A 24482-nucleotide genomic window follows, 5' to 3' on the forward strand; every position below is an offset into this window, starting at 1 on the left:
CCGGCATACGTTTATAGCGTATCTAGGGTTCAAATCCCTATCTCTCCGCCATATTAAAGAAGGCTGCTGAGTTTGACTCAGCAGCTTTTTTGCTTTGAGTCATTTGATATTTTCAAAGCAGGGTTCAAATCTTCAAATACCCAGAACGATTCCGCAATATTTATTAAAGAAAGCTACTGACGAAATTCAGCAGCTTTCTTGCACCTATAAGTATGAAGATTTTTTAAAGTTAATCTAATACTGATATTAGAAGGGTTCAAATCCTCTAATCCCCAGAGCTGCTCCGTCATATTAAAGAAGGCTGCTGAGTTTGTTTTACTTTGAGTCATTTATTTCAAAGTGTTAAAACCACCATAAATACGCGTAAAAGTGGTAAACCAACATGCTGATGCAAAAATGTAGGCAATGACAGCGAAGTGTTGAGGGAACAAGCAAAACAGCACAAAACAGCCGATGGTTTCTGTGCCTTCAGTTAATCCACTCATGTAATACAATGATTTATTACGATATACGGGGTTTTCAATGCCTCGCTTACTTGCCATAACGGCAAAAGCAAGAAAACTGCTGCCCGTTCCAATAAAGGCATAGATTAAAAATGCGCCAGCAATGGCATTTTGTTCTGGATTGGCGAGTACAAAGCCGAAAGGTATTAAGGAATAGAATAAAAAATCTAAACTAATATCAAGAAAGCCCCCCGCATCGGTAATACCTTGAATACGTGCAAGCGCCCCGTCAACACCATCACAAATACGATTGAGCAAGATAAAAAACAGGGCGATGAAATAGTGCTCTGTAATTAAAGCTGGAAACGCTAAGCAACCGATAAGAAAACCTGTAAAGGTGACTTGATTTGCAGTAATACCATAGGGATGTAGGCGGGCTGCAATAATATTCAGCGGCGCTTTAATAAGCTTAATACTTATACTATCGAGCATAATGACTCTCCGTTTGCCAATTAATTACACGGCTATTGCTTGGGATGTCTTGTTTATCATGGGTCACCATTAAAGTGGGTATTTGTGCTTGCTGAATTTGGTTAAAAACCCAATCTCTAAATTGAGCACGGCGGTCACTGTCTAATTTACTGAATGGCTCATCCAATAAGATTAATTGAGGCTGGGCTAATAGCAGTCGAGTAAGGCTAATTCGCGCACGTTGCCCGCCTGAGATTTGATGAGGGTAAGTATTTGCTAACGCTGATAGCTGCAACTCTTCAAGGGCATTAAGAGCCAGCTTATGGCGATCTTTACCTTTAATACGATTGGGTAGTGCAAATGCAAGGTTTTCCCATATTAATAAATGAGGAAAGAGCAAATCATCTTGAAATAACATGCCAATCTGACGTAAGTGAGCAGGTACTTCAGTGATATCGTTATTATTTAATATAAGGTTACCTTGTGCCTGAAATGCATCACTTAAATGGCCTGCAATGTAATTTAATAAGGTGGATTTTCCACAGCCACTCGCTCCCATTAAGGTCACGATTTCTCCTTTTGCGATTTGTAAGCAAAAAGAAGACAGTAAAACATCACTATTGGGCATTGATATTGTGACGTTGTTGATATGTAGACTCATGATTAGTTGACTCTATTTTTAAACGTTTATTGTTTTTCGTCGGTTTATTTGTCGAGCTAAAATAAAAAAGCCTAACGGGAGCAGCGCTTGGCATAAGGCATAAATAGCGGTAACTCGCCTGTCCGATCCACTGGCAAGGGTTACAGCTTCTGTCGTTAACGTACTTATTCGACCGGCACCTAGCATTAATGTTGGAAGGTATTGTGCCAAACTGACGCTAATGCCAATAACCCATGCAAAAATAAATGCCGATGATAATTGCGGCAGCTTTATTTTAAGCCATACCTGAAAAGGTGTTTTCCCTAAACTTAATCCAATTTGAGTTAAACGTTGATCATAACTGCGATAAGGACCATCAAGTGTGAGATAGACATAAGGGAAAACAAAAAAGAGGTGTGCCCAACAGACCCATAATAGATAAGTATTAAGTGAGGAAAATAAAGTTAGTACTTGCAAACCGAATAGTAACGATAGCTGTGGGATCAGCATCGGAATGGCAATAATATAGTTAGGAATATGCCATTTATGTTTTATACGATATTCGTGCGCGACAATGGCAAAACATAATCCAATCGATGCACTGATCAGTGCGATCACCACACTGATGTTAATTGTACTAAGAATATGACTCCATTCTAGTTGCCAAAAGCGCAGGCTGTAACGAGTTGGAAGTACATCAGGAAAACGCCAACGTAGTGCGACTGACCATAGACTTAATACTGGGATAATCATCACTGTTAATATTAGCAATAAGGTAAAAAGTGATTTCCCTGGTAATGCAAAGCCATGCCTTCCCGACCATTGCCACTGTTTAAAAGATTGGATTAATAGCCATTCTACTCCTACTGTCATACCTAACAGTATTGTACCGATGGCAAATAGCACGATTGCTCCAGCAGCAGCCCGTGGCATGAGTTGTAGGTTTGGATCGATAAACCATTGCCAAACTAAAACGGCAAAGGTAGGGGGATTGGTTGGTCCAATAATTTGTGCCACATCGACCACAGAAACACCATAAGCCACGATAGCAAATAGTGGAAAGCGAATCTTAGGTAACCACTGAGGGAAAATACACTTTAACCATGTTTGAGTTCGGTTATAGCCTAGTGATGCTGAAACTTTTTGGATTTGCTTAATACTTAATTGCTGGAGAACGGGAATGCTCATCAGTATTAAAAAAGGCGTTTCTTTTAAAGCGAGTATAAGGATAAGTCCTAAGCCATAAGGGTCATTAACCAGCAAAGCCGTTTCACTGACGGTATGATTGCTGAAATTAGCGGGGAGGAACGAATATAATAAACGAACTCCCATGCCTGTTGGCGCAAATAAAAAAGCAAAGCCAATAGCAAAAGCCACATGGGGAATAGCGAGTAGCGGGCTTAATGCTGATTCAATACGCTGCCACAGGCGTGTATCCCAACAGGTTTGAATGATTGCAAAGGTAAACAAACAGGCAAGGAAGCTACTAGCAACCGTTGTATAAAACGTTAAGCCAATAGAGTGTTCGACACCTTGCCATTGTAATACTTGGTTAAAGCCGGTGAATGAGAATTGAGTTAACCCTAGTGGCGGCATATAGCCTAATGCTGTGATCACCACACCGAGCAATCCAGGTAAGGTCGGTAAAATACACACGGCAATTAAAAGGAGATAAAACGCAGGTAACATACCGTGTTCTCATGGTTAAAAAAGGTTATCGTCTTAACGTATAAGAGAGGTAAGACGGTGCTGATAGTAATTATAATTATGCAATAAGCAATGCGATTTTAATTATTTAATCAATAAATTACCTGTGACGATAACTATGACCTGTTTTTGCAAACTTTTATTTCATAACCAGTGATTAAAATAATATTTCGTATAATTGCATTTATTTCCTTATTTGTAGGTTATTTGTGTATAACGACCAATTAATGATGTTGTTAGCGGTATTTGAACGCGCAGCTTTACTATTAATGGCACTTTTTTTATTAACCCAAACTCAGCACTTTCAGTCGATTGTTAAAAAGCAGCATCGTCGACCAGCAGAAACCGCCATGATCTCCCTTTTGTTTATCCTTTTTGCGGTTTTTAGTACTTATACAGGAGTCAAAGTCGATGGTTCGTTAGTCAATGTTCGCATTATAGCTGTGGTATCCGGCGGCATATTATTTGGCCCTTGGGTGGGGATTCCAGCAGGGATCATTGCTGGTATTCACCGCTATTTAATTGATATTCATGGTCCGACATCCGTAGCGTGTCTGCTGACCAGTATTTTTGCTGGTTTATTGGCGACATGGATCCACGTGTCTTGCCAGAAAAAATATTATGCCCAATTAGGTATTTTGGCTGGCATGGTGTGTGAGATATTAACCATGGTGCTGATTGTGACGTTGTCGGAAGATAAAGCGCTGGCTTATAACATTGTCTCGCACATTAGCTTTCCAATGATAATGGGCACAGTCTGTATTGGTTTGATCATTAAATTGGTGCAAGGGCTAGATGAAGAAAAAGACATTGTCGCAGCACGGCAAGCGAAACTAGCGTTAGATATTGCCAATAAAACCTTGCCGTACTTTCGGATCAATAGCCGAGAGTCGCTACAAAAGGTGTGTAATATTATTCGTGAACACACTCAAGCCGATGCGGTAGCCATTACCGATACTCTAGATGTGCGTGCTTATGTCGGCAGTGGTGAAGAGAATTTCCTTGATGCTCACCATCAGATCAGTGGTATGACACGCCAAGCGGTAACAACGGGTAAACAGATTATCAGTAACAATTTAAATGTGCATGAGTTTCGATCCTTATTGATCATTCCATTGTGGGAAAATGGCGAGGTGAGTGGCACATTGAAGATCTTTTATTGTCGCCCTGATCAAATCCGTTTATCGCTGCGTGAAATGGCGATCGGTTTGTCGCAAATTATCTCTACTCAAATGGAAGTGTCGCGAATTGAGCAGCTAAAAGCGATGGCAAGCAAAGCTGAATTTTCAGCGCTACAAAGTAAAATCAATCCGCACTTTTTATTTAATGCATTGAATGCAATATCTACCTTAATTCGTATCCGCCCCGATCATGCAAGGCAATTGATTGCGAATTTAGCCGATTTTCTACGATATAACCTAGAACGTGACGTTGAATTGATCGATATCCAAGAAGAGCTTCAGCAAGTGCGCGATTATGTCGCCATTGAGCAAGCCCGCTTTGGTAATAAACTCGACGTTATTTTTGATATTGAAGATGTTCATCCTCTTATCCCATGTTTACTCATTCAGCCGATCGTTGAAAATGCTATTTTGCACGGTATTCAACCATCCCGAGAGTCGGGAACGGTGATAATTTCAGTGAAAACAGTAGGCGAGAGAATTGCCATAATGATCCAAGACACTGGCGTTGGTATTTCGCAAAAGGTTATCGATAAGCTGTATAGCGGTAATGTGGATTCTCATCGTATTGGCTTAAATAATGTCCATCAGCGTTTATTGCTGCTTTATGGTGAAGGCTTGCATATTCGTCGCCTTGAGAAAGGCACTGAAATGTTGTTCTACGTAAAATAAAGGTTATTCCATGCTAAAAGCACTGATTGTTGAAGACGAATATTTAGCACGTGAAGAGCTAACATATTTAATTCAAACCCATAGTCACATTCAAATTGAAGCTGCTTTTGACGATGGATTAGAAGCCTTTAAGTTTCTTCAAACTAACCAAGTAGATATCGTGTTTCTTGATATTAATATTCCGTCGATTGATGGTATGTTGCTGGCACGGAATATTTCACAGTTTAAGCATAAGCCGCACATTGTGTTTACCACTGCTTATAAAGATTATGCAGTTGATGCCTTTGAACTCGAAGCGTTTGATTATTTACTAAAACCTATTAGTGAAACAAGGATGAAAGGGTTATTAGTGAAATTAGAACTACAACATCAAGAGGAGAGCCAGCAAGAACAACAAGCGTTTGAACCATTGCGTAGTCTTACCGTAAATTTAATGAAAGATAACCGTATTTTTATTACACCTGTTAGCGATATTGATTACGCGGAAGCCAACGAAAAAATCACCACGGTTTATACTGCAGATGGTTGCTTTATTGCGCCAATGGCGATTAGTGAGCTGGTGGCAAAATTACCTCAATCAGACTTTTTTCGTTGTCATCGCTCTTATTGTATTAATGTATCACGGGTGCAGGAAATCATCCCTTGGGTTAATAGTACCTACCTGTTGAAATTACGGCATCATGATCAGCAGGTGCCAGTCAGTCGTAGCAATATTAAGTTGTTTCGCGAGCGCATGAAGCTGTAATTACCAAAGCGACAAAATGCATTTCATGCGGATATATTGCATTTAATTCCACTGAGCAGGCAGCTCATTTTATAGTTTTTCCATCCTATTGTTATCTTCATTCATCGTCGTATGTTGAGGGCAGGAAGCGGTAATTCATTCAGTTATCGCCAGCGTTATAAGTCCCCTTGGAGAGTACGACGATGAGCACTCACATCGCGAATAGAACACGTGTTCTAACCTTAATTGGCACCATTATTACCCAATTTGCATTAGGTTCGGTTTACACATGGAGTTTGTTCAATGCCCAACTTGCTGACAAGCTATCAGAGCCTGTTAGTCGCGTAGCATTTTCATTCGGTATCTTGAGTTTGGCACTTGCCGTTGCTTCTTCCATGGCGGGTAAGATGCAAGAGCGTTTTGGTGTGCGTAAAGTCACCATAGGTGCAGGCGTTTTACTGGGTGCAAGTTTATTACTAACGGCACATGCTACCAATCTTATTCTACTTTATGTGTTCGCTGGCTTCTTAATTGGCTTTGCTGATGGTACGGGCTATTTAATGACGTTATCTAACTGTGTGAAGTGGTTCCCTGAGCGTAAAGGCTTAATTTCAGCTTGTGCTATTGGTGCTTACGGTTTAGGTAGCTTAGGTTTTAAATTCATCAACATGTATCTGCTTGAGCACAATGGGTTGGAATCAACGTTCGATGTTTGGGGCGTGATTGCGATGGTAATGGTGATCATCGGTGGTTTGATGATGAAAGATGCACCAAAACAAGAGATCTCAGCGGTTGAAGCAGCGGAAGGGGTACGTGATTACTCATTAGCTGAATCAATGAAATGCCCACAATTTTGGATGCTGGCACTCGTGTTTTTAACTGTATGTATGAGTGGTTTATACGTTATCGGGGTAGCGAAAGATATTGGTCAATCATACGTGCATTTATCTGTTGAAGTCGCCGCTTCTGCTGTGGCGATTATTGCGGTGGCTAACCTTGGTGGCCGTTTAGTACTTGGGGTGTTATCAGACAAAATGGCACGCACTAATGTGATTGCGATTGCACTGGCGGTATGTCTATTAGGTGTTTGTGCATTACTGTTTGCTCACTTAAACATGATGGTGTTCTATTTTGCGGTAGCGTGTATTGCATTTAGTTTTGGTGGCACGATCACTGTGTTCCCATCATTAGTCAGTGACTTCTTTGGTTTAAATAACCTAACTAAAAACTACGGTGTGATTTACTTAGGTTTTGGTATCGGTAGCTTTATTGGTTCTATAGTTGCTTCAGTGTTTGGCGGCTTTATTGCAACGTTTTATTTGATGTTCGCACTTTTGGTTGTGTCTTTAGTGATTGCACTGACGATTAAATTACCGAATGGTGAAAGTGATGCACAGTTAGTTGTAAATCACTAACGGGATAATTTGCGAAAAGAATATCTATAAATCCGAGCGCTTATAATGAGTTCTCGGATTTTTTAATATCTGTATCTAGGAGGAGAAAGGGTGCTGCATAGTTAATATCTATATAAATAAATGATTACGCTGGCTAGTTTGTATAAAGGCAGTTTAAAACACTATTTCCATGTTGAAAGTTGGTTACCAAAATGAAAATAACATTAAAATACGGTGTCTTATTTTGGTTGAACTCTGGTTTAATACGCAAATAAACTGCTTATAAATTTAAAGGCAGTGAGGGTCACTCTATACAGAGTTATTGTTAGCGTATTATTTTGTTATATCTTGCTATGTCAGTGATTAAATTGCCTTTAAAGTATAGAAATGCCGCAGCAGATACTTTTGCGATGGTTGTGTTTAGCTTTGCCGCTGGCATGATGATTGAGATTTTTATTTCAGGCATGTTGTTTGAACAATCATTGGCATCACGAACTTTATCTATTCCAATCAATATTGCGATAGCTTGGCCTTATGGTGTATTTCGTGATTTTATGATCCACCAAGGTATGCGCATTTCATCGAAGCGTTGGATGAAAGGGGTATCAGATATGGTGGCATATGTGCTATTCCAATCACCAGTATATGCGGGGATCTTGTTTGTTGTAGGGGCGAACGTTGATCAAATCGTAACAGCTGTTACCAGTAATATTTTGGTATCAGGTGCTTTAGGTGTGGTGTATGGGCAGTTTTTAGAAATGTGTCGTCGTATGTTCCGTGTACCTAATGCTGCATAATTGAAAGTAGTTAACAGAGTAAAAGCAGGGGCGTAAAGGTTAACCTTTACGCCCCTGTTGTTTTTATCTCCAAGACATTATTAAGTCTTGATTATTTATAGCCACCTTGAATTTCAGGTTGCTGTTGTTTTAATACTACTTTATTGCGTTCAATTGCTGCTGGTGGTAAGCCGATAAAGCCATTTTCAGTTAGTGTTTGTTGCGCTTCTGGTGTCATTACATAATTTACAAAAGCGGTTTGCTGTGACGATAGTGGGCTATTGGTTGGCCCAAGATTTAGATACATGTAGTAAACATTAGCGAGCGGGTAGCGGCCTGATAAAATTGTTTCATGATCTAAGCCAAAACTTTCACCATTTTTATCAATAATATCAATACGTTTAATGTCTTTATCTTGGCTTTGGTAAACCGTGTAACCAATGGCATTGTCTTTTGTTTCAATGGTATCGATTAAGTCGTTACGGTTATTTAAAGATTTTGTCGCTGTTTTCTGACCATCGTAGCAGGTGATCATCTTGGTAAAATTGCGGTGTGCTGATAAATCCCCATTCACTGAATAAGCTTGTATTTGAGTTAGCTCTGAGTGGTTAGCAAGAGCTGGATTAACACTTTGCCATTGCACTGGTTTAAGTGATGATTTACAGCCAAAAATATCAGCTAATGCATTAATTGAGATAGACTTAATTGGATTATCGTCATTAACCAAAATCGCAACGGCATCTGATGTAAAGTACAATTCGGTTGGTTTATATCCGTATTTATCTTTAAAAACAGCCACTTCGCTGTCTAACCAACGACGAGAGCTAATACCAATTTTTACCCCGTCTTCAATCATCACTTTTTGAACGTCATTGCTTTGCTCTGTCAGCAATTGATCGTTTAACGTCGCTGTTGAAATTAGTTCATTGACGACGGTATTCAGTTCATTTTCAACCGCAATAGTTTTACTACTATCGGCATAAGCAGAAGAAGCAAACAGCGCCAGTGGTAACATGTAAGTTAAAGTTGATTTATTCACGAGTATTCCCTCACTGCGCTGTTGATGCATGTTGTGCTGATTGCTCAGAGCTGTAAATTGTCCACTTTTTTACAGGCTCCATTTGGTTGCTGGTTATAACAGCAATGGTGCGTCGCTCACGTTTCTTTAGGTGCTTGGTTAATTCGGTCACCTGCGTAAACTCTTGCTCAGATATACGCTCAGGTGCAATACCATTTTCAATCAATGCATCTTTAATCACAGCTGTTCGACGCTGTGCTAATGCTTTGTTGTACTCGTTGGTACCTTCAGGGCTAGTATCACCGACAAGGATCACTTTTGCCTGTGGTTTTTGCTTTAATAAATCAAAAAGTTGAGTGTAGGTTTCATTTTGATCTAAGCGAATGTGGTCGTCATCAAAGTTAAAGTAAACCGTTTGAATGTCGTACTTTGGCTTCACTTCCCAAGGAGCACAGCCGGTAATATCAACTTTTGTGCCTACAGGCGTATCTGCACACATATCACGTTGGTTGATCACGCCATCTTTATCATGATCGCGAAGATCATCAATCTGATGGCGAGTGACTTGGGTATCAGGCATGTCTGCACAGCCACTTAAAAGCAAAGGCAATAAAATGAGAGAAAGTAGTGATTTAGTCATGATTATTGCTCCTTCGCTTGCCATTGTTCTGGGTATTCAACACGTAACGCATAGGTCAATTTACCCATCGCATTAAGAATGCGGTAAGCTGCTAGAGTGTGATCATATTCCGTATTGATGTAGTTTTTACGAGCAAGGAATACTTCGACTTTGGCATCCAGTACGTCAAGTAAACTACGACGGCCTAAACGAAATTGTTCTTCGTATCCCATTTCTGCGGCTTTGGCGGCATCAACGTTTTGCTTTAATAGTTTCTTTTGTTGATCCAGCATGTTGTAGGCATTCCACGCAAGGGTCGTCCCTTCAACCACTTCACGTTCAGCACGTAAACGGATAGTGCGAGCTTCTTCATGACGCCAAGCTGAAGCTTCTGTATCAGCATTGGTTTTACCGCCGTTATAGATGTCGTAATTCATGGTCAGCATGACACGGGCATCTTGATCGGGGCCAAGTGTATTACCCACGTTGTCGTTAGCATTAGCGTGCACTTCTAACTTAAACTCAGGGAAGTAATTGCCTTTTTCTCGGCGAATTTCTTCACGGGCTGCTTCAATATCAGCAATGGCGGCTTGAATTTCAGGGTGCTGTTTAATGCCTTGCTTTATTGCAACCTCTTTGCTATTAGGCAGTAGAGCAGTATCGACCACAGGATCGATTAACCCTGTTGCTGGTTTTCCAACTAAACGCATGAATTGTGCATCGAGATCGTAGAGGTTATTTTCAGCAGCAATCAGTGACGATTGGGCTGTCGCAACACGTGCTGCAATCTGTGCTAAGTCAGAGTTACTGCTTAATCCTTTTGAGTTTTTATCGAGAATATCTTGATAAATCGCTTCATGTTCACGGACGTTGCGTTGGGTTAACTCATGAATGGTTTTTGCTTTCAGTACTTCAAGATACAAGCGTGTGGTATCTAACGAGATATCTTCGGCATCAGACAATAAAGTTAAACGTTCAGATTCCGCTTCATACGTTAGACGATCGGTATTGGCTGAGGTTTTAAAGCCATCAAAGATCAACTGTGAGGCTTTTAAACCAATTTCAGTTCGGTTCATACCACGATCATCTTTGGGGATTTTATTGCCGCTGTTGTAACGGGTTTCTTCATAACCTGCTGCAGCATAAAGATTCACTTGTGGTAAGTAATCTGCCTGTGCGCCATCGACTTCACGCAGTACAGATTGAAAACGAGCATACTGCCCAGCAATTTGTGGGCTGTAATCAATGGCTGAAGCAACGGACTCTTCTAAAGAGAGTGCATGTGCTGCACTAGATGAAAATAGCGCGGCTGCTATTAATGATGATAAACGCATTCCTTTTCCTTTATCTTTTTGTTCTGTATGCCGTATTCATCGGCAAAAAATTTATTTGTTATAAATTAGTTAAGGTTCTCTTAATGCACTGGCTTTAGCGCGTAATAACGGTTTTAACCAGTAACTTAAAACGGTCTTTTCACCTGTTAAGATATCCACCATGGCTTGCATGCCGGGAATAACTTGAAGGCGGGTATCAGGATCATCATGGAGTTGGATATGAGCACGGTAATAGGCGGTACCGTCTTCTGTTTGTAGGGCATCAGCACTGACATATGTCACTGTGCCTTTACGTCCACCGTAAACCACAAAGTCATAGGCAGTAAATTTAATGGTGGCTTCTAATCCTGTTTGTACAAAAGCAATATCTTGCGGTGAAATTCGTGCTTCAACGATTAATTTGCTGTCATTGGGTACCAGCTCCATGATGGGTTCACCAGGTTTGACCACACCGCCTAATGACCGCACTAAAATTTCTTTGATCGTGCCATCCATTGGGGCGGTGATTTCAGTACGTTTTAGCTGATCGGCTAACCCCTCTTGGCTATCTTCTAGTTGGGCAAATTGATTGGTTGCTTCATTAAGTTGTGCTTGCACTGAGGTTCTAAATTCCAATGCGAGGTTACGACGCATTACAATGGCTTCACGTAATGCTGCCGATGTTTTTTGCTGTGCAACTTTTGAACTGGCAATTTCACCTCGTATTTTGACTTGATCGCGGCGTGTTTGAATCAACTCAACTTCTGCAACAGCACCACGTTTTACCGCACCTTCGAGCATTCTTGCTTCTTTGTTCACCAAGCGAAGGCTGCTGTTAAGGGTTGCGGTATTACTTTTGGCATCACGCAGTGCTTCTGTTTGTTGCTCTATGGTGAGTTGTGCTTCTTCAAGCTGTGATTCAATTTGGCTAATACGTTCGTTGTAGTTCGCTTTCGCATTAAGTTGTGCACGCTTACTTAAATCATCAAAGTCGATAGCTTGATGATTAATGGTGATTTGCTTCTTCCAGTCTTTTTCTTTGGTGTTGACTTTAACCGTTTCTAATTCGGCTTTCAGACGTTTGATCTGAGCTTGTAGAGTACGGAAATGCTCATCAGATTCTTGAAAAGCTGTGCGGAAACGGGTGTCATCTAAAATAATTAAAGACTGACCTTTTTTTACCTGTTCGCCAGCTTTAACTAAGACTTGTTCAATAATACCGCCTTCTAAACTCTGAATTTTTTGAATGGCGAGGGTCGGAACAACTTTACCATCACCCACGACCACTTCTTCTAATTTTGAATAAGCAGCCCAAGTGATAATTGAAATTACTAATAGCGAGCAAAGCCAAACTATCTTACGAGAGCGATAAGCATGTTTTTGATTTGCCCATTTTAAATTACTGCTCATTACCGCCTCCTTGAACAATGCTGACGGAGCGAACACGACTAACTGGACGTTGTGGTTTCTGTTTGGCGAGAATAGATTTCGCATCACCATCCGCGACAATTTTCCCACGTTCTAACACGATAATACGATCGCATTGCGCCAAAATAGATTGACGGTGAGAGCTGATCACCATAGTGATATCACGTGGTAGACGATGTAATGCCTGACGGAAACGCTCTTCTGCTTGTTGATCTAGAGCGCTAGTGGGTTCATCCATCAGTAATAAACTTGGGTCACGGTATAAAGCGCGAGCCAGTGCCACAGCTTGGCATTGACCTCCGGATAAGTTACGTCCATTTTCACCGACTTGAGTTTCTAAGCCATTAGCTAGGCGATCCATAAAGCCGTTTAAGCCTGAGGTGGTAATAGCATGACTTAGGCGTTTTTCATCAACTTCATCACAGCCAAATAAGATGTTTTCATAAATAGTGCCGTAGATAAGCGCTGGTTGCTGTCCAACCCAACCGATATTGTTACGAAGGGCGGCAGGCGGCCATAACTGGGCATCAATACCTTCAAAATACAATTGTCCTGAACTTGGACGATATTGATAGGAAAGTAGGGCTAATAGGGTTGATTTACCCGAACCGGCAGCCCCGATAATACCCACACGTTCACCTTGGCTAATGGTTAATTTGATATTGCTAAGGGCGTTAAACTGTTGTTCAGGATAGGCGAAGTTCGCATCATCTAGCTGTACATTACCGTTAAATTCACCACGATCCATGACCTGATGTTCATTACTTTCTTGCGGTAATGCCATCACTTGATCAAGCCCTGTAATAGCAGAGCGGCTTTGTTGGTAGCGCAGCATTAACATAGATAACTGGTTGATTGAACTGGCAGCACGCCCACTCAGCATTACAATAGCAATTAAGCCACCCATACTCAGTAAGCCTTCAGAAATGCGGTAAACGCCAATGATAATCAAGCCAATGGTAACGAGCTGCTGACTACTCATCACTGAATGAGAGACGACGTTGGTGTATTTACGGGACTTAATGTGCCAATCCGACAGCGCAGAGACGGTTTGTTCCCAACGGCGTTGGATAATGCCCTCTGCATTGTTTTGTTTGATATCAGAAAGGTTATATAAGCTATCTAACAGTTGGGTTTGTTTCTGGGTTGATAAGCGAGCGGATTCATCTAATGTTTGACCGATCTTACCTTTCATAATCGTGCTGATAAGTAGTAGCACAATCATCACGGCAATAGGAACAAACATCATAGGGCCGCCTAACCAGCCGATTAATGCAAGGAAGAACAGGGTGAAGGGTAAATCTACCAGGGTAACTAAAGTGACTGAAGTGAAAAACTCTCGCACACTGTCAAAATCTTGAATTTGACGCGCAAATGCAGCGGCTGATTGGGGACGGTGTTCAAGTTTCATCCCCAATACTTTTTGCATCAAAATAGCTGATAGTTTGGTATCAATATGATGACCAGCCATATCGGTGATAGCGCTTCGTGCCTCGCGTAAAAGCCAATCAAACACCAACGCAATTGATACCCCAGCCGATAATACCCATAAGGTATTAAAGGCTTGGTTTGGCACCACGCGATCGTAAACGTTCATGGTAAATAACGGTACAACGAGAGCGAGTAGGTTGATAAAAACAGAGGCAATAAGCAGATCACGATACCAAGGTTTTACTTCTGAAATCGCTGCACGCAACCAGTGTTTTTTCGGTTTTGGTTTAATGTCATCCACCCGAGGATCAGCCATTTGCATTGGGGAAACTTGCCAGATATCGCCGCTGAGCTGATGTGTTAATTCATCACCTGATTGCTGAGAAACAACAGGCGTTGGTGCGTGCCCATCATTGATTTGAAACTGGACGGTTTTAAATACACCATCAGTGTATTCACTGATAATGATCGGCGTGCCAGCCTTGGTAATCCCAACGGCTGGTAGACTTGCAGTGGTTAGCTTATTTTTCGGGTGTAAGCCAACGTCCAACTGAGCTTGGTTGGCTGCACGTTCAAACAGAGAATCATCAAGTTTACCCTTTATTAAGGGTAAACCTGTGGTGACTTTTAGACGATGACAGCGAATGCTGTAATGCTGGCATAGCCACAAAATAGAGGCGAGCCAGATGTCATTATCTAACGGCGGATTTTTACTACTCATACCATCCCTAGCCAGTAATTAGATTATTATCATCTATCATTTTTTGAAGAAGCTCTGCATCCGTTGCAGAACTCGTATCAGCACCATAAAGTGCATCTTTACTTACATTCTCTAACGTTATCTCTTGTGTAACATCTGTACCATTATCTTTAACATGTAATGTGACGGAACCGTTATTTTCAGTAATATCAATATAGTTATCGGCTGAAATACCATCAGTTACATTTGATAAAATAGCGCTTAAGTCGATGTTGTCGCTATTAATTGTGGTATCGAAATCTAAAATAGTATCTTGTGCTGGCGCAGCGCTTGTACCGAGATCGTCTGATTTAAAGGCGAAGCTGTCATTGCCCGCATCACCGGACATTATATCGTCACCTTTACCTCCAATAATTTCATCGTTGCCTTCTCCACCGATAATCAAATCGTCATTGGCTGTACCTACTAAGGTATTGTCACCAGCCTCTGCGATTTTGAAATCGATGGTTTGCGCAGTTCCCGTTGCGGTTTGGTTGCCGATGCTGGCACTTGGCTCAATTGTTAAGGTGAAATCTTGTGCGCTATTGCCTGTCATGGTGAGGTTGGCAATATCAGCAAGTTCGACTTCCCAACCGCCAGCGTTAGCTTTACCCGCAGAGAAAACATAATCACTAGGAAAGCCTGTGATCATGATAGTACCTTTTTCATTAGGGGCTGGGTTTTGCATTATGAGATCAAGATTTAAGGCGATCGCTGAATTTGTTTCGGCAATAATGCTAGTGTATTGCGCCGTTAATTCTGGCTCATCAGGCAGTGCATCAATAGTCAATTTTATCTCTTCGGTAGCGATAACACCTTCATGAGTGTACTCAGTGCCTAATACGATATTTGTATCAACAGTATTGGCTTCTAAGGTGATCGTCATATCGCCATAAGCGTCACCAGGATAAAGTGTGAATTCATCCAGTGTATTGGCATTAATGACGACTGTAGCAAACCAATTATTTCCTTTTTGCCCAAAGGTAACTTCTTGTCCGCCAATAACGATTTTATCTAACCCTTGTAACTGAGCAGGATCAGCGGCACTGATCGTTACTGTGAGTCGTAATGCTTCATCACTGTTTGTTTCATAGCTTTCTAGATTCACCGGAATCGTGAAACTATCACCTTCAGTTCCAGCAAGGTTTTCTGGTACATCAAAGAACTGGACATCATCACCAATAGGTTTAACACCAACAATCAGATCTGTAGTGGATGTTTTAATGTCGTTGGTACCAATTTCGTTGGTGATGGCTTCTAGTTTTAGCTTCATATCACCACTAAAATCCAGTGGTGGGCGGATATAAATTTTATCCATCAAGCTTGGTTCAAAGTTCCATGATAGACCGTTATTGGGTAGCTGAATAAAGCTATTGCCGCCATCAGGTGAAAAGAACAGTACAGCCCCATTAGGTAGACCTGAAATATTTAGCGAAATGCTTTCTGAACCATCATCATCAAATAAAATCGCATCGAGTCCAGTAATGTGAATATAACTATCTTCATCACCGAGGACTTCGATTTGATCTGGCATTTTTGCAAAATCAGTTACTGGAGCAACGTTGATTATCACCGATGCCGTTTTGGTTTGAGTATCAGTTTGGGTTGGGCAATCAGCTTCATCAGTGATATTCGCTTCAACATTAATGGTTAATTCACCACTGAAGTTAAGTGGTGGTGTTAGGGTTAATTCACCTAAACGGGTTGGATCTTTAATCGTCCAGCTGCCATCACCGTTGTCTTGTAGAATTGAAGCATCGCCATCAAGTTTTGCCCCAGCTGGTAAAGTAATTTTAAGCCAGTTAATGGTTTCTTTACCTGTAGCTGATTCACCTTCACCGCTGATGGTTTGCCCTGCGAAAATATTATCACCTAAGATTAATTCTAAGTTGATAGCAGATTCGGTATCTTCCTGAATCGTGGTTTGTCCAGCATTCACAATGATGTCATCGACAACTGGGATAACTTCAATCTTGATATTCTGCGTTGTTTTGGACGATTGACCATTACAAGTGGATGTCTGAGTGATCTCAATAGGAAAAGTTAAGCATCCAGCCCAGTCTTCATCTAGCCCAACAAAGACCATATTTTCTAGACCACTTGGTGTAATGGTGTAACCTAAAATTTCACCGATGGCATTGTATTCAGGGATAACGCCATCACCCTCAATTTCCACACCTTCAGGTAAGTCTCTTACGCTGATAAAGAAAGATAATTCGATTTCAGGATTATCATCAATATTGCCATCAAGTAGCCCTGATAAATCAATATCTTCACCTTCTTTGGCAGTAATATCGCCACTTTGGATATTGTCAGGATCGTCAATTGGTAGACATGAACCACCGCCACTGTGACCCGTAATTTGGATTTGAAGTGGGGCTTCGATGTAACGTGAATGTTCGTCATCAATAACGTGAGCAATCACACGCAGATCGATGATGTCAGTATCAAAGCTAGAGCTAATGGTTGCCCCTGCTAAGATATCTTTCATCGCCTCTTTTACGCTATCGCTCGTTAGCCCTGTTGCCGGAATGATCCAGTTACCACTACCGTCAATGGAAGCGCCATTTGGATGTTCAACGATTAAGTTAATGCCATCAGGAATAACGATAATGATGTAATCAAGATATTCAGAGCCATCAAGATCTTCATCAATAAAGTGAACCGCATTGGTTAAATCAATAGGGCTGGCATCAGTGCTGGTGAGAACTTCCGATGTTGATTCTAAACGGGTGTCGTTTTCGACAATACCAGCGACATCAAGCTGAATTGTTGCGTTAATATCTTTTGCTGAGGTTTGTCCTGTTGGTGAGGTGTCAGTGACTTCGTAGCTGATTGAAATAGTAAATAAGCCACTTAAATCTTCATCTGCAAGTACAGTTACACGACCACTGTTAATGAATTCTGCCCATGATTCAGCACCTTTATAGTTAGCTAGATCTAATCCACCAGAAGGTACAGACACTGCAGCACCATCAATAAATAGTGTTAATCCTGCAGGTAATCCGGTGATCTTATAGCCTGTTAAACTCTCACTGTGATCGATATCTTTATTGATCACAGGCTCAACTAAGAAACTTGCATGCTTATCTTCAGTACCGATGGTTTCGAGTACTGCGCCGTCTTTTTCATCCACTACAGGCAGTACATCAATTTCTACTTTGTAGTTGAATTCGCCGCTGTCGCCATCAGGCTCGGTAGAGACAACGTTAACATCAAAGTTAAGTTGACCACTGAAGTCTTTAGTTGTTTGTAAGAAGGTGGTTTTAAGTTGATCGTTGGTGATCTGGTAGATCACACCTGTCGATGCGCTTTCACCTACGATCTCTAATGTGATCGGATTGCCACTGCTATCAACGAAAATGACTCCATCCGGAAGGTTGGTGATCATAATGGTGATCTCTTCCGATTTATCATCATCACTGGTGGTGATCATGAAATCTAACGGTAATGGGCTATCTTCGTTAAAGCCTGATGTACCTTTGATTGTGCCTTTAAAGCCAGTAGAATTATCTGTGCTAACAGCAACATATTCCCAATGACCATTGCCACCATCTGCAACATCAGGACGATCAATCACACCTGTTAAATCAATGGTAATGGTTTTGGTATCACTCACCGCTGTAACATTAACGGGATCAAGTCCATCAACGGAGGTTTCGGTTGATACCGCTGTTACTTCAATGGTCAGCGTTTCTGTCCACGAGCTTATATCTTCTTTTGGATAAAGTAGGGCGGCACCACTTTCAATTGCTTCGGTACTTACGATATAAATGCCAGAACCAACTGGTTGCTCAACAGCACCACCGCCTTGAATTGACCAACCATCTTGTACTTTGATGTGATAGCTTAAACTTTCTGAACCATCGGTATCGGTGAGCTTACCGATAAGCACTTGGCTTAAATTAATTGGCTGATCTTCAATACCTTTAATATTTTTCACAGATAGCGTCGGTGCATCGGCGTCTGGTTTGATATTAATGATAATTTGATGTGGTGTTTCTTCGGTTTTATGTTCATTTTTATCAATGAACTGATTACCTTTTTCGGTCGCAATAGCGGTTACGGTAAATTCAAATTTACCTGCAAGGTTTTTATCTGAAACGACAGTGACTTTATTTAGTTGGTTTTGATTTAACACATCACCGTCTTTGACGACATTGCCATTGAGTTTCAATGTAATGCCATCTGGAATACCAGATATACGGTATGTTAGTTTTTCAGAATGTTCGATTGAAGTATCGCTAGATCCTTCTGTATCGGTAAGGTTTGCGGCAATATCGAGTTTAATACTGCCGTTATCATCCTCAACGCCAGTGTATTCGTAGTCTTTTGTATCATCCCAAACTGGCGCATCGGCGTTTGGATATACTTTAATAGGTAAGTTTTTATTTAAGGTTTTATCGGTAGTATTAGTTGAAATAGTAGCGGTAATTTCAAGGTTCACCATACCTTGTAGATTGATCGCTGCATCAAGTGCTGGTTGATAGGTAAGTTCACCGTTTGGTGAATAGAAATTACCATCTTTAATAAAATCAGTAATTGTGATTACACCGCCGACTGCAGTGAGTAATGTGCCATTAAGGTAAAGCTGTCCACCTGCTAGTGAGCTTTCACTAATGGTGATGCTGGTAAGAGTTTCATTCTGATCTTCATCACCAGGGAATACTTTAATTGAAAGTGGTGCTGTGCGAGTATCTTCTAGCACTTCCATTAGCTCTACTTTGATGTGGCCTGGGTTATCGCCTAAGACCAGTTTTGCCGTGCGATCAGCGGTATCACCGTCACCATCTTTGACTGTGTATGTGAGGTTATCAACAATCTGCCCATCAGCTTCAGTGGTAGCAAAAGTGGTAATTTCAACCGTGCCATCTGCATGTACAGTCATGGTGCCGTATTTTTTCGAAGGCGTGACCGTCGTATTGATCAAATCTATGGGATTACCGTCGACAGTGTAAGTGGTACCGTTGTAAACAAAGCTGATAATTTCACCACCGTCAGCACCTGTTATGGTGTCAGTTAGTAGTTGTAAGGTTTGTTCTTGTCCTTCGACCAAGGTTAGGGTGCCATCATCGCCTGCGAGTGGGATATCATCGGTTACGTTAACGTCGAATATAGCGGTAGGAGAGGTATCACCATCACTGTCAGTCAGGATCGCACCAAACTCGAGTTTTAGCGTATCTTGCGATGTGGCATCTGGGTGGTCAATTGGCGCAAATAGATCAAATTGCACTGTACCATCAAGATTAACTTTGATTTGGAATACTGCTTTACCCGCAGCGGTTGCGATATACCAACCATCAGCATTAGGTGCGCCGAGGGTGATTTTATCGCCTGCACTGGTGTAATTTTTGCTGTTAAATAAGTCGGTATCTAAGGTGACTGATACCACATCATCACTGCCAGTATTAAAGCTCAGTGTTGGTGTTGCTGCATTTGAGGCATCGCTGTCTACACCATCATCTAATAAATCATTTTCTTGGACATTTAAGCTGCCATTAACGTCGATTTTTGGCTTTAAACCGTCCCAAATCGTGACCGTTACATTAGAGGTGCCGATACTGCCATCACTATCGGTCGCTTGAACGGGAAGGGTGATATCGAGCTTAGTATCTTTACCATTGAGGTGATCGATAAAGCCATTCAGCACAATGGTAATGGTTGCATCTGCATTGCCACCAGCAGCGATGATGCCAATGTCTGAAAGGTTGATGGAAAAGATCACCGTACCGTCAGCTAAAATAGCATCATAATTATTACTACCATCGAACTTCCACGTCAGCGCTTCGCCATTATGGGTGATTGCATCACCATCACTGGTTTTAACTGCGCCTGTTAGAGCCAGTTGCAAATCAACAATGGGATCTTGCCCTGCGGTAACAGAAATTGTTGAGCTTGCTGTTTCTGTAATGCCAGCGGGTGGCGCATCTGGTGCTACAGCAATTGGGTTTTCGGTAATTTCTAATGTGGTATCAGTAATTATTGGTGTGTCACCATCGGCAATAGTGACAGTGATATTGGTTTGGTTAACGTCGCCATCGTTATCACGAATAAAGACTGGAATAGTAATGGTTTCAATGCCACTCGGATCGGTTTGGTCGATAGATTTATACAAGTTAAAGGTGTACTCAACCGTCGAGTTACCTTCAGCATCTGGTATTTGTGTAATGGCAATATCAAAAACTTTTTCACCATTGACCCATGCTTCAATCATCTGACCTGTACCAGTAACGGTGTAAGTAATAATATCGCCGCCGCTAGTTAATCCTGATGGTCGCTGTGTTTGATCAAAAAATAATGGGCTTTGTGTAAGTGTGCCATCTAAGCCATCACTGCCAACAACAACATCAATAGTGCCGGTTTTTGAAATCGGCTTGTCTGATAGGTTGGATTCATCAAATGCCAGCTCTTGATTTACGATTAATTTAGGATCCGCACCGTCTTGGATATACCAATCAAATTGTCCAGTTGGGGTTTTAGTGCCATCAAGATCGGTAGCATCAATGAGCAGTGGTAATTTGATCACATCACTGGCATTAGTGTGATTTAACGGACGATGTTGAACTAAGGTTACTGTCCCTGTTACATCATCACCATTGGCAGCACCTGTTAGAGTTAAGGTGAAGATGGTTTCTCCGCCAGATGTTGCTGTAATGGTTTTTCCATCGCTACTTAGTGTGTATTCAATGTAGTGATAAGTATCGCCAGATTGAATCTTTAATGCTGTTAGTGCTGCAATTGTCTGGGCGTTAAATGTAATGCTATTAGGATCCGGATTATCTGATCCAGCTTTAATCGTAAAGTCACCCGTAAAGGTATCTGTTGGATTAGAAATTAGCCCTTCAACGTTACTGTCATGGTTATTGATAATGGTATTGGCTTCGCCATCTTTGATGGTAATGGTGAGATCGGCACTGCCATAGTCATAATCTTTATCGCCCGCAATGTAACTAACCACTAAGTTAATATCACCTGAGCTATGGTCGAGATTACGATTGGCGGTAAAAATCCAGTGACCATTTTGTTGAATGGTTAAAGTACCTTCAGGCAGATCAAATGTTGCCGAACCACTGGTGAGAATTTTGCTTTCACCGTGTACGGTAACGCGAACCACGGAGAGTGGGGCATCAAGATCACTGTCATTATTGAGTACATTGCCGGAAGTGATATTGCCTTCAATCACACTGCTATTGTCATCTAAAATATCAGGCTCTGAATCACGGATATAAATTAGAGCGGGCGCAACAACGGTTTCTTTGGTGCCGTCCGTATCGGTCTGAATGCCATCAACCAGAATCTCGCTTGGTGTTCCATTTTCTCCTGGCTTGGCGTCAATGGGAGCAAAAAGTGTTACTTTTATCGTTTGATCTGATTGGTCGATAATGGCAGTAATGACTGTCTTTGAACCACTTTTGGCAACCAATGTTAAGCCATCAGATGAAATGGTAACGGTAATTGGATTTCCATTAGAAGTAAGTTGCTCTAATGCTGTTTGATTCGCATTGAAAGTAAATTCAGCAAATTCGATATTGATAGTTGCTGTGGCTTGTGTCGATGGCTGAGTCTCTAAAATATTTTCAAGGAACAGCATATCGCTAGGACGAGTTAATGTCGGCATGTCATCCATCGCCGTATTACCGGCAGTATCGGTAACCGTCGCTGACATTTCCCATGTTTTTAGTACGTTAAGTTGGTTAAGATCGAAATCTTCGATACGCCAATTTCCTGCACTATCAACGGTAGTTGTTAAGACAATTGTCTCAATGCCATCACTGAAAGTGACTTCAATCTTATCACCAGCCTGAGTGCCCGTTGTGGTACCTTCAAGGAAATTAATATCGCCATTTTTTAGGGCAACAATATTTAAACCACCCAGCTCGTAATTATCGGTGACGATATCAATAGATAATGCTGAGGTATCTTTCATTATGGTATCGGTGGCAATAGCAGGGTTGCCTGCAATATCCTTGGTTTCTGCAGTAATGGTTAGCTCACCATCAGCCAATGTGGCTAAATCTGCATCCTCAATAACCCATGCGCCATTAACAACGGTAGTGGTGAAAGAAAGGGTTTTTCCATCTTTATCGGTGACAGTGACGTCAACCTTCTGATTATTTTCAACAAAGTCGATATCACCAAACAACTTGGTTTTAGCGGCAATTTCAGCTTCATTTAAATATTCATCACCGTTACCTTCAAAGTTAGCGCTAATGTCGGCAAGGGTATCTTTGATAATGGTATCAGTGGCTGAGATTGTGTTGCCGGCAATATCAATCGTATCAGCAATGACTGTGAGTTCACCTTCGGCAAGCGCGGTTAAGTCAGCATCATCAATTGTCCATGTACCATTAATGATGGTGGTGGTGTAGGTCTTTTCTACTCCGTTGCTATCTGTAATGGTAATGGTAACGGGTTGTCCATCTTCTACGTTTTCGACAGTACCAAATAAATCGGTGACAGGAATTTCAAAACGGTTGAGGTATTCATCGCCTTTACCATCAAAATTGGCGTTAATGTCTGCCAATGTGTCTTTTATGATGGTGTTGGTCGCTGAAGCTGGATTACCCGCAATATCAACAGTTTCAGCCAAAATAGTAAGTTCACCTTCGGCTAAATCAGTTAAGTCGGCATCTTCGATTGTCCATTTGCCATCAATCACGGTGGTTTCTAACGATTTTTCTAAGCCGTTGCTATCGGTAATTTTAATTGTGACTGTCTGACCATTTTCAACATTAGATACCGAGCCAAAAAGGTCAGTCACAGGGATTTCAACACGGTTAAGGTATTCATCGCCCTTACCGTCAAAATTTGCCGTAATACTTGCAAGAGTATCTTTAATAATGGTGCTGGTGGCAGAGGCAGGGTTACCTGCAATATCAATCGTTTTTGCAATAACAGTGAGTTCGCCTTCGGCTAACGAGGATAGATCTGTTGCGCTAATGTTCCAAGCGCCATCAGTGTTAGTCGTTTCAAAGGTGATGGTGTTACCTTGGCTATCGGTGACGGTAATCGTCACTGGTTGGTTATTTTCAACAAAGGTGATATCGCCTAATAAATCACTAACAGCAATTTCAAATTGGTTGAGATAATCATCACCTTTGCCATCAAACTCTGCAGTAATTTCAGCCAAGGTATCTTTAATGGTGTCATCTGTGGCATCAACAAAATTGCCATAGTAGTCAGTGACGGAGGCATAAACATCTAACTGACCTTCAGCGAGTTCAGTTAAATCTTGATCGTTAATGACCCACTTCTGATCTTTAACAACAGCACTTGTAGTAAATACTTTGCCATTAATATCTGTGATAGTAACAACAACGATACGACCATCTTCAACATCGATGGCATCACCGAATAGATCAACGGTAGGGACTTCAAAACGGTTTTCGTAGCCGTCGCCACCATCAACAATGGTGACAGTTAGTGCTGCGGTATTGCGTAATGGTGGAATGTTTCTTCCTGGCTCGTCATTATTATTTTCAGCAATTGATGTTGTTGGTCGGGTGTTGAAGCCTGCTTCAGGTAACGTTTCTGCTAATGTCGCTTGAATACGAGTAATATAAGATGCGCTGTCACTAGACAGATCACTAGTATTGATATTTGGCTCAGATGAGTTTTGCGTATGGCGAGGTGCAGTATCTGAAGCTATAAAGTCAACAACATCATCATCTTCGTTATTTTTTGTTTTTATGATGTCGTTAACTTGTACTTTTTCTGAGATGAACGGGATAGAATTATCGATGATCTCTGATGGAGGAATTTGTATCCATTCACCTTCAGCTGTTATTTTCCAGATCACGCCTTCAACAACGACATACATGATTGGCTTCATCCTTGGCCCCTATATTTATTATTGTGGAAAAGTATTGCGAGCATGTTTTAAATCCAATGCACAATCTCGCAACATCAATCTATATTAGAGAGCA

13 protein-coding genes are annotated in these 24482 nt (G+C 41.3%); 4 read left to right on the forward strand and 9 right to left on the reverse strand.

The window, feature by feature from the left end; translation table 11 throughout:
* Positions 1-329: 329 nt before the first annotated feature.
* From I3259_RS15415 to I3259_RS15425, 3 genes are read right to left on the reverse strand one after another with little or no spacing between them, the layout of a single operon-like run.
* Complete coding sequence (locus I3259_RS15415) at positions 330-935, reverse strand: CDP-alcohol phosphatidyltransferase family protein (RefSeq protein WP_238030437.1); 606 nt, start codon at positions 933-935, stop codon at positions 330-332.
* Entirely contained in the window at positions 925-1575 is a 651-nt protein-coding gene (locus I3259_RS15420) for an ATP-binding cassette domain-containing protein (RefSeq protein ID WP_238030438.1), read from the reverse strand. Before I3259_RS15420 ends, I3259_RS15415 begins: the two co-directional genes overlap by 11 nt.
* Positions 1576-1593: 18 nt before the next feature.
* Positions 1594-3243, reverse strand: a complete 1650-nt coding sequence (locus tag I3259_RS15425; RefSeq protein ID WP_238030439.1) for a thiamine ABC transporter permease — start codon at positions 3241-3243, stop codon at positions 1594-1596.
* A 245-nt stretch (positions 3244-3488) separates the two neighbouring features.
* Here I3259_RS15425 and I3259_RS15430 point away from each other — a divergent pair, with 245 nt between their 5' ends.
* From I3259_RS15430 to I3259_RS15445, 4 genes are all read left to right on the forward strand, one after another.
* Entirely contained in the window at positions 3489-5114 is a 1626-nt protein-coding gene (locus I3259_RS15430) for a sensor histidine kinase (protein ID WP_238030455.1), read from the forward strand.
* Positions 5115-5124: 10 nt separating this feature from the next.
* Positions 5125-5859, forward strand: coding sequence for a LytTR family DNA-binding domain-containing protein (locus tag I3259_RS15435; protein ID WP_238030440.1), 735 nt, complete (start codon positions 5125-5127; stop codon positions 5857-5859).
* Between the two features lie 182 nt (positions 5860-6041).
* Positions 6042-7253 (forward strand): OFA family MFS transporter, encoded by a 1212-nt coding sequence (locus tag I3259_RS15440; RefSeq protein ID WP_238030441.1) that lies wholly within the window; start codon positions 6042-6044, stop codon positions 7251-7253.
* Between the two features lie 332 nt (positions 7254-7585).
* Positions 7586-8029, forward strand: coding sequence for an L-alanine exporter AlaE (locus I3259_RS15445; RefSeq protein ID WP_238030442.1), 444 nt, complete (start codon positions 7586-7588; stop codon positions 8027-8029).
* A 91-nt stretch (positions 8030-8120) separates the two neighbouring features.
* On the opposite strand, the gene I3259_RS15450 is transcribed toward I3259_RS15445, so the two are convergent.
* The 6 genes from I3259_RS15450 to I3259_RS15475 all read right to left on the reverse strand — a co-directional run bounded on the left by I3259_RS15450 (position 8121) and on the right by I3259_RS15475 (position 24388).
* Positions 8121-9047, reverse strand: a complete 927-nt coding sequence (locus tag I3259_RS15450; protein WP_238030443.1) for a substrate-binding domain-containing protein — start codon at positions 9045-9047, stop codon at positions 8121-8123.
* A gap of 10 nt (positions 9048-9057) precedes the next feature.
* Complete coding sequence (locus I3259_RS15455) at positions 9058-9666, reverse strand: OmpA family protein (RefSeq protein ID WP_238030444.1); 609 nt, start codon at positions 9664-9666, stop codon at positions 9058-9060.
* A gap of 2 nt (positions 9667-9668) precedes the next feature.
* Positions 9669-10979, reverse strand: a complete 1311-nt coding sequence (locus I3259_RS15460; protein ID WP_238030445.1) for a TolC family outer membrane protein — start codon at positions 10977-10979, stop codon at positions 9669-9671.
* Between the two features lie 69 nt (positions 10980-11048).
* Entirely contained in the window at positions 11049-12368 is a 1320-nt protein-coding gene (locus I3259_RS15465) for an HlyD family type I secretion periplasmic adaptor subunit (protein WP_238030446.1), read from the reverse strand.
* Positions 12358-14538, reverse strand: a complete 2181-nt coding sequence (locus I3259_RS15470) for a type I secretion system permease/ATPase (RefSeq protein ID WP_238030447.1) — start codon at positions 14536-14538, stop codon at positions 12358-12360. Before I3259_RS15470 ends, I3259_RS15465 begins: the two co-directional genes overlap by 11 nt.
* A 7-nt stretch (positions 14539-14545) precedes the next feature.
* Complete coding sequence (locus I3259_RS15475; protein WP_238030449.1) at positions 14546-24388, reverse strand: type I secretion C-terminal target domain-containing protein; 9843 nt, start codon at positions 24386-24388, stop codon at positions 14546-14548.
* Positions 24389-24482: the final 94 nt, after the last annotated feature.

The organism is Photobacterium sp. Ph5, from assembly GCF_022129445.1.
GTDB lineage: Bacteria > Pseudomonadota > Gammaproteobacteria > Enterobacterales > Vibrionaceae > Photobacterium.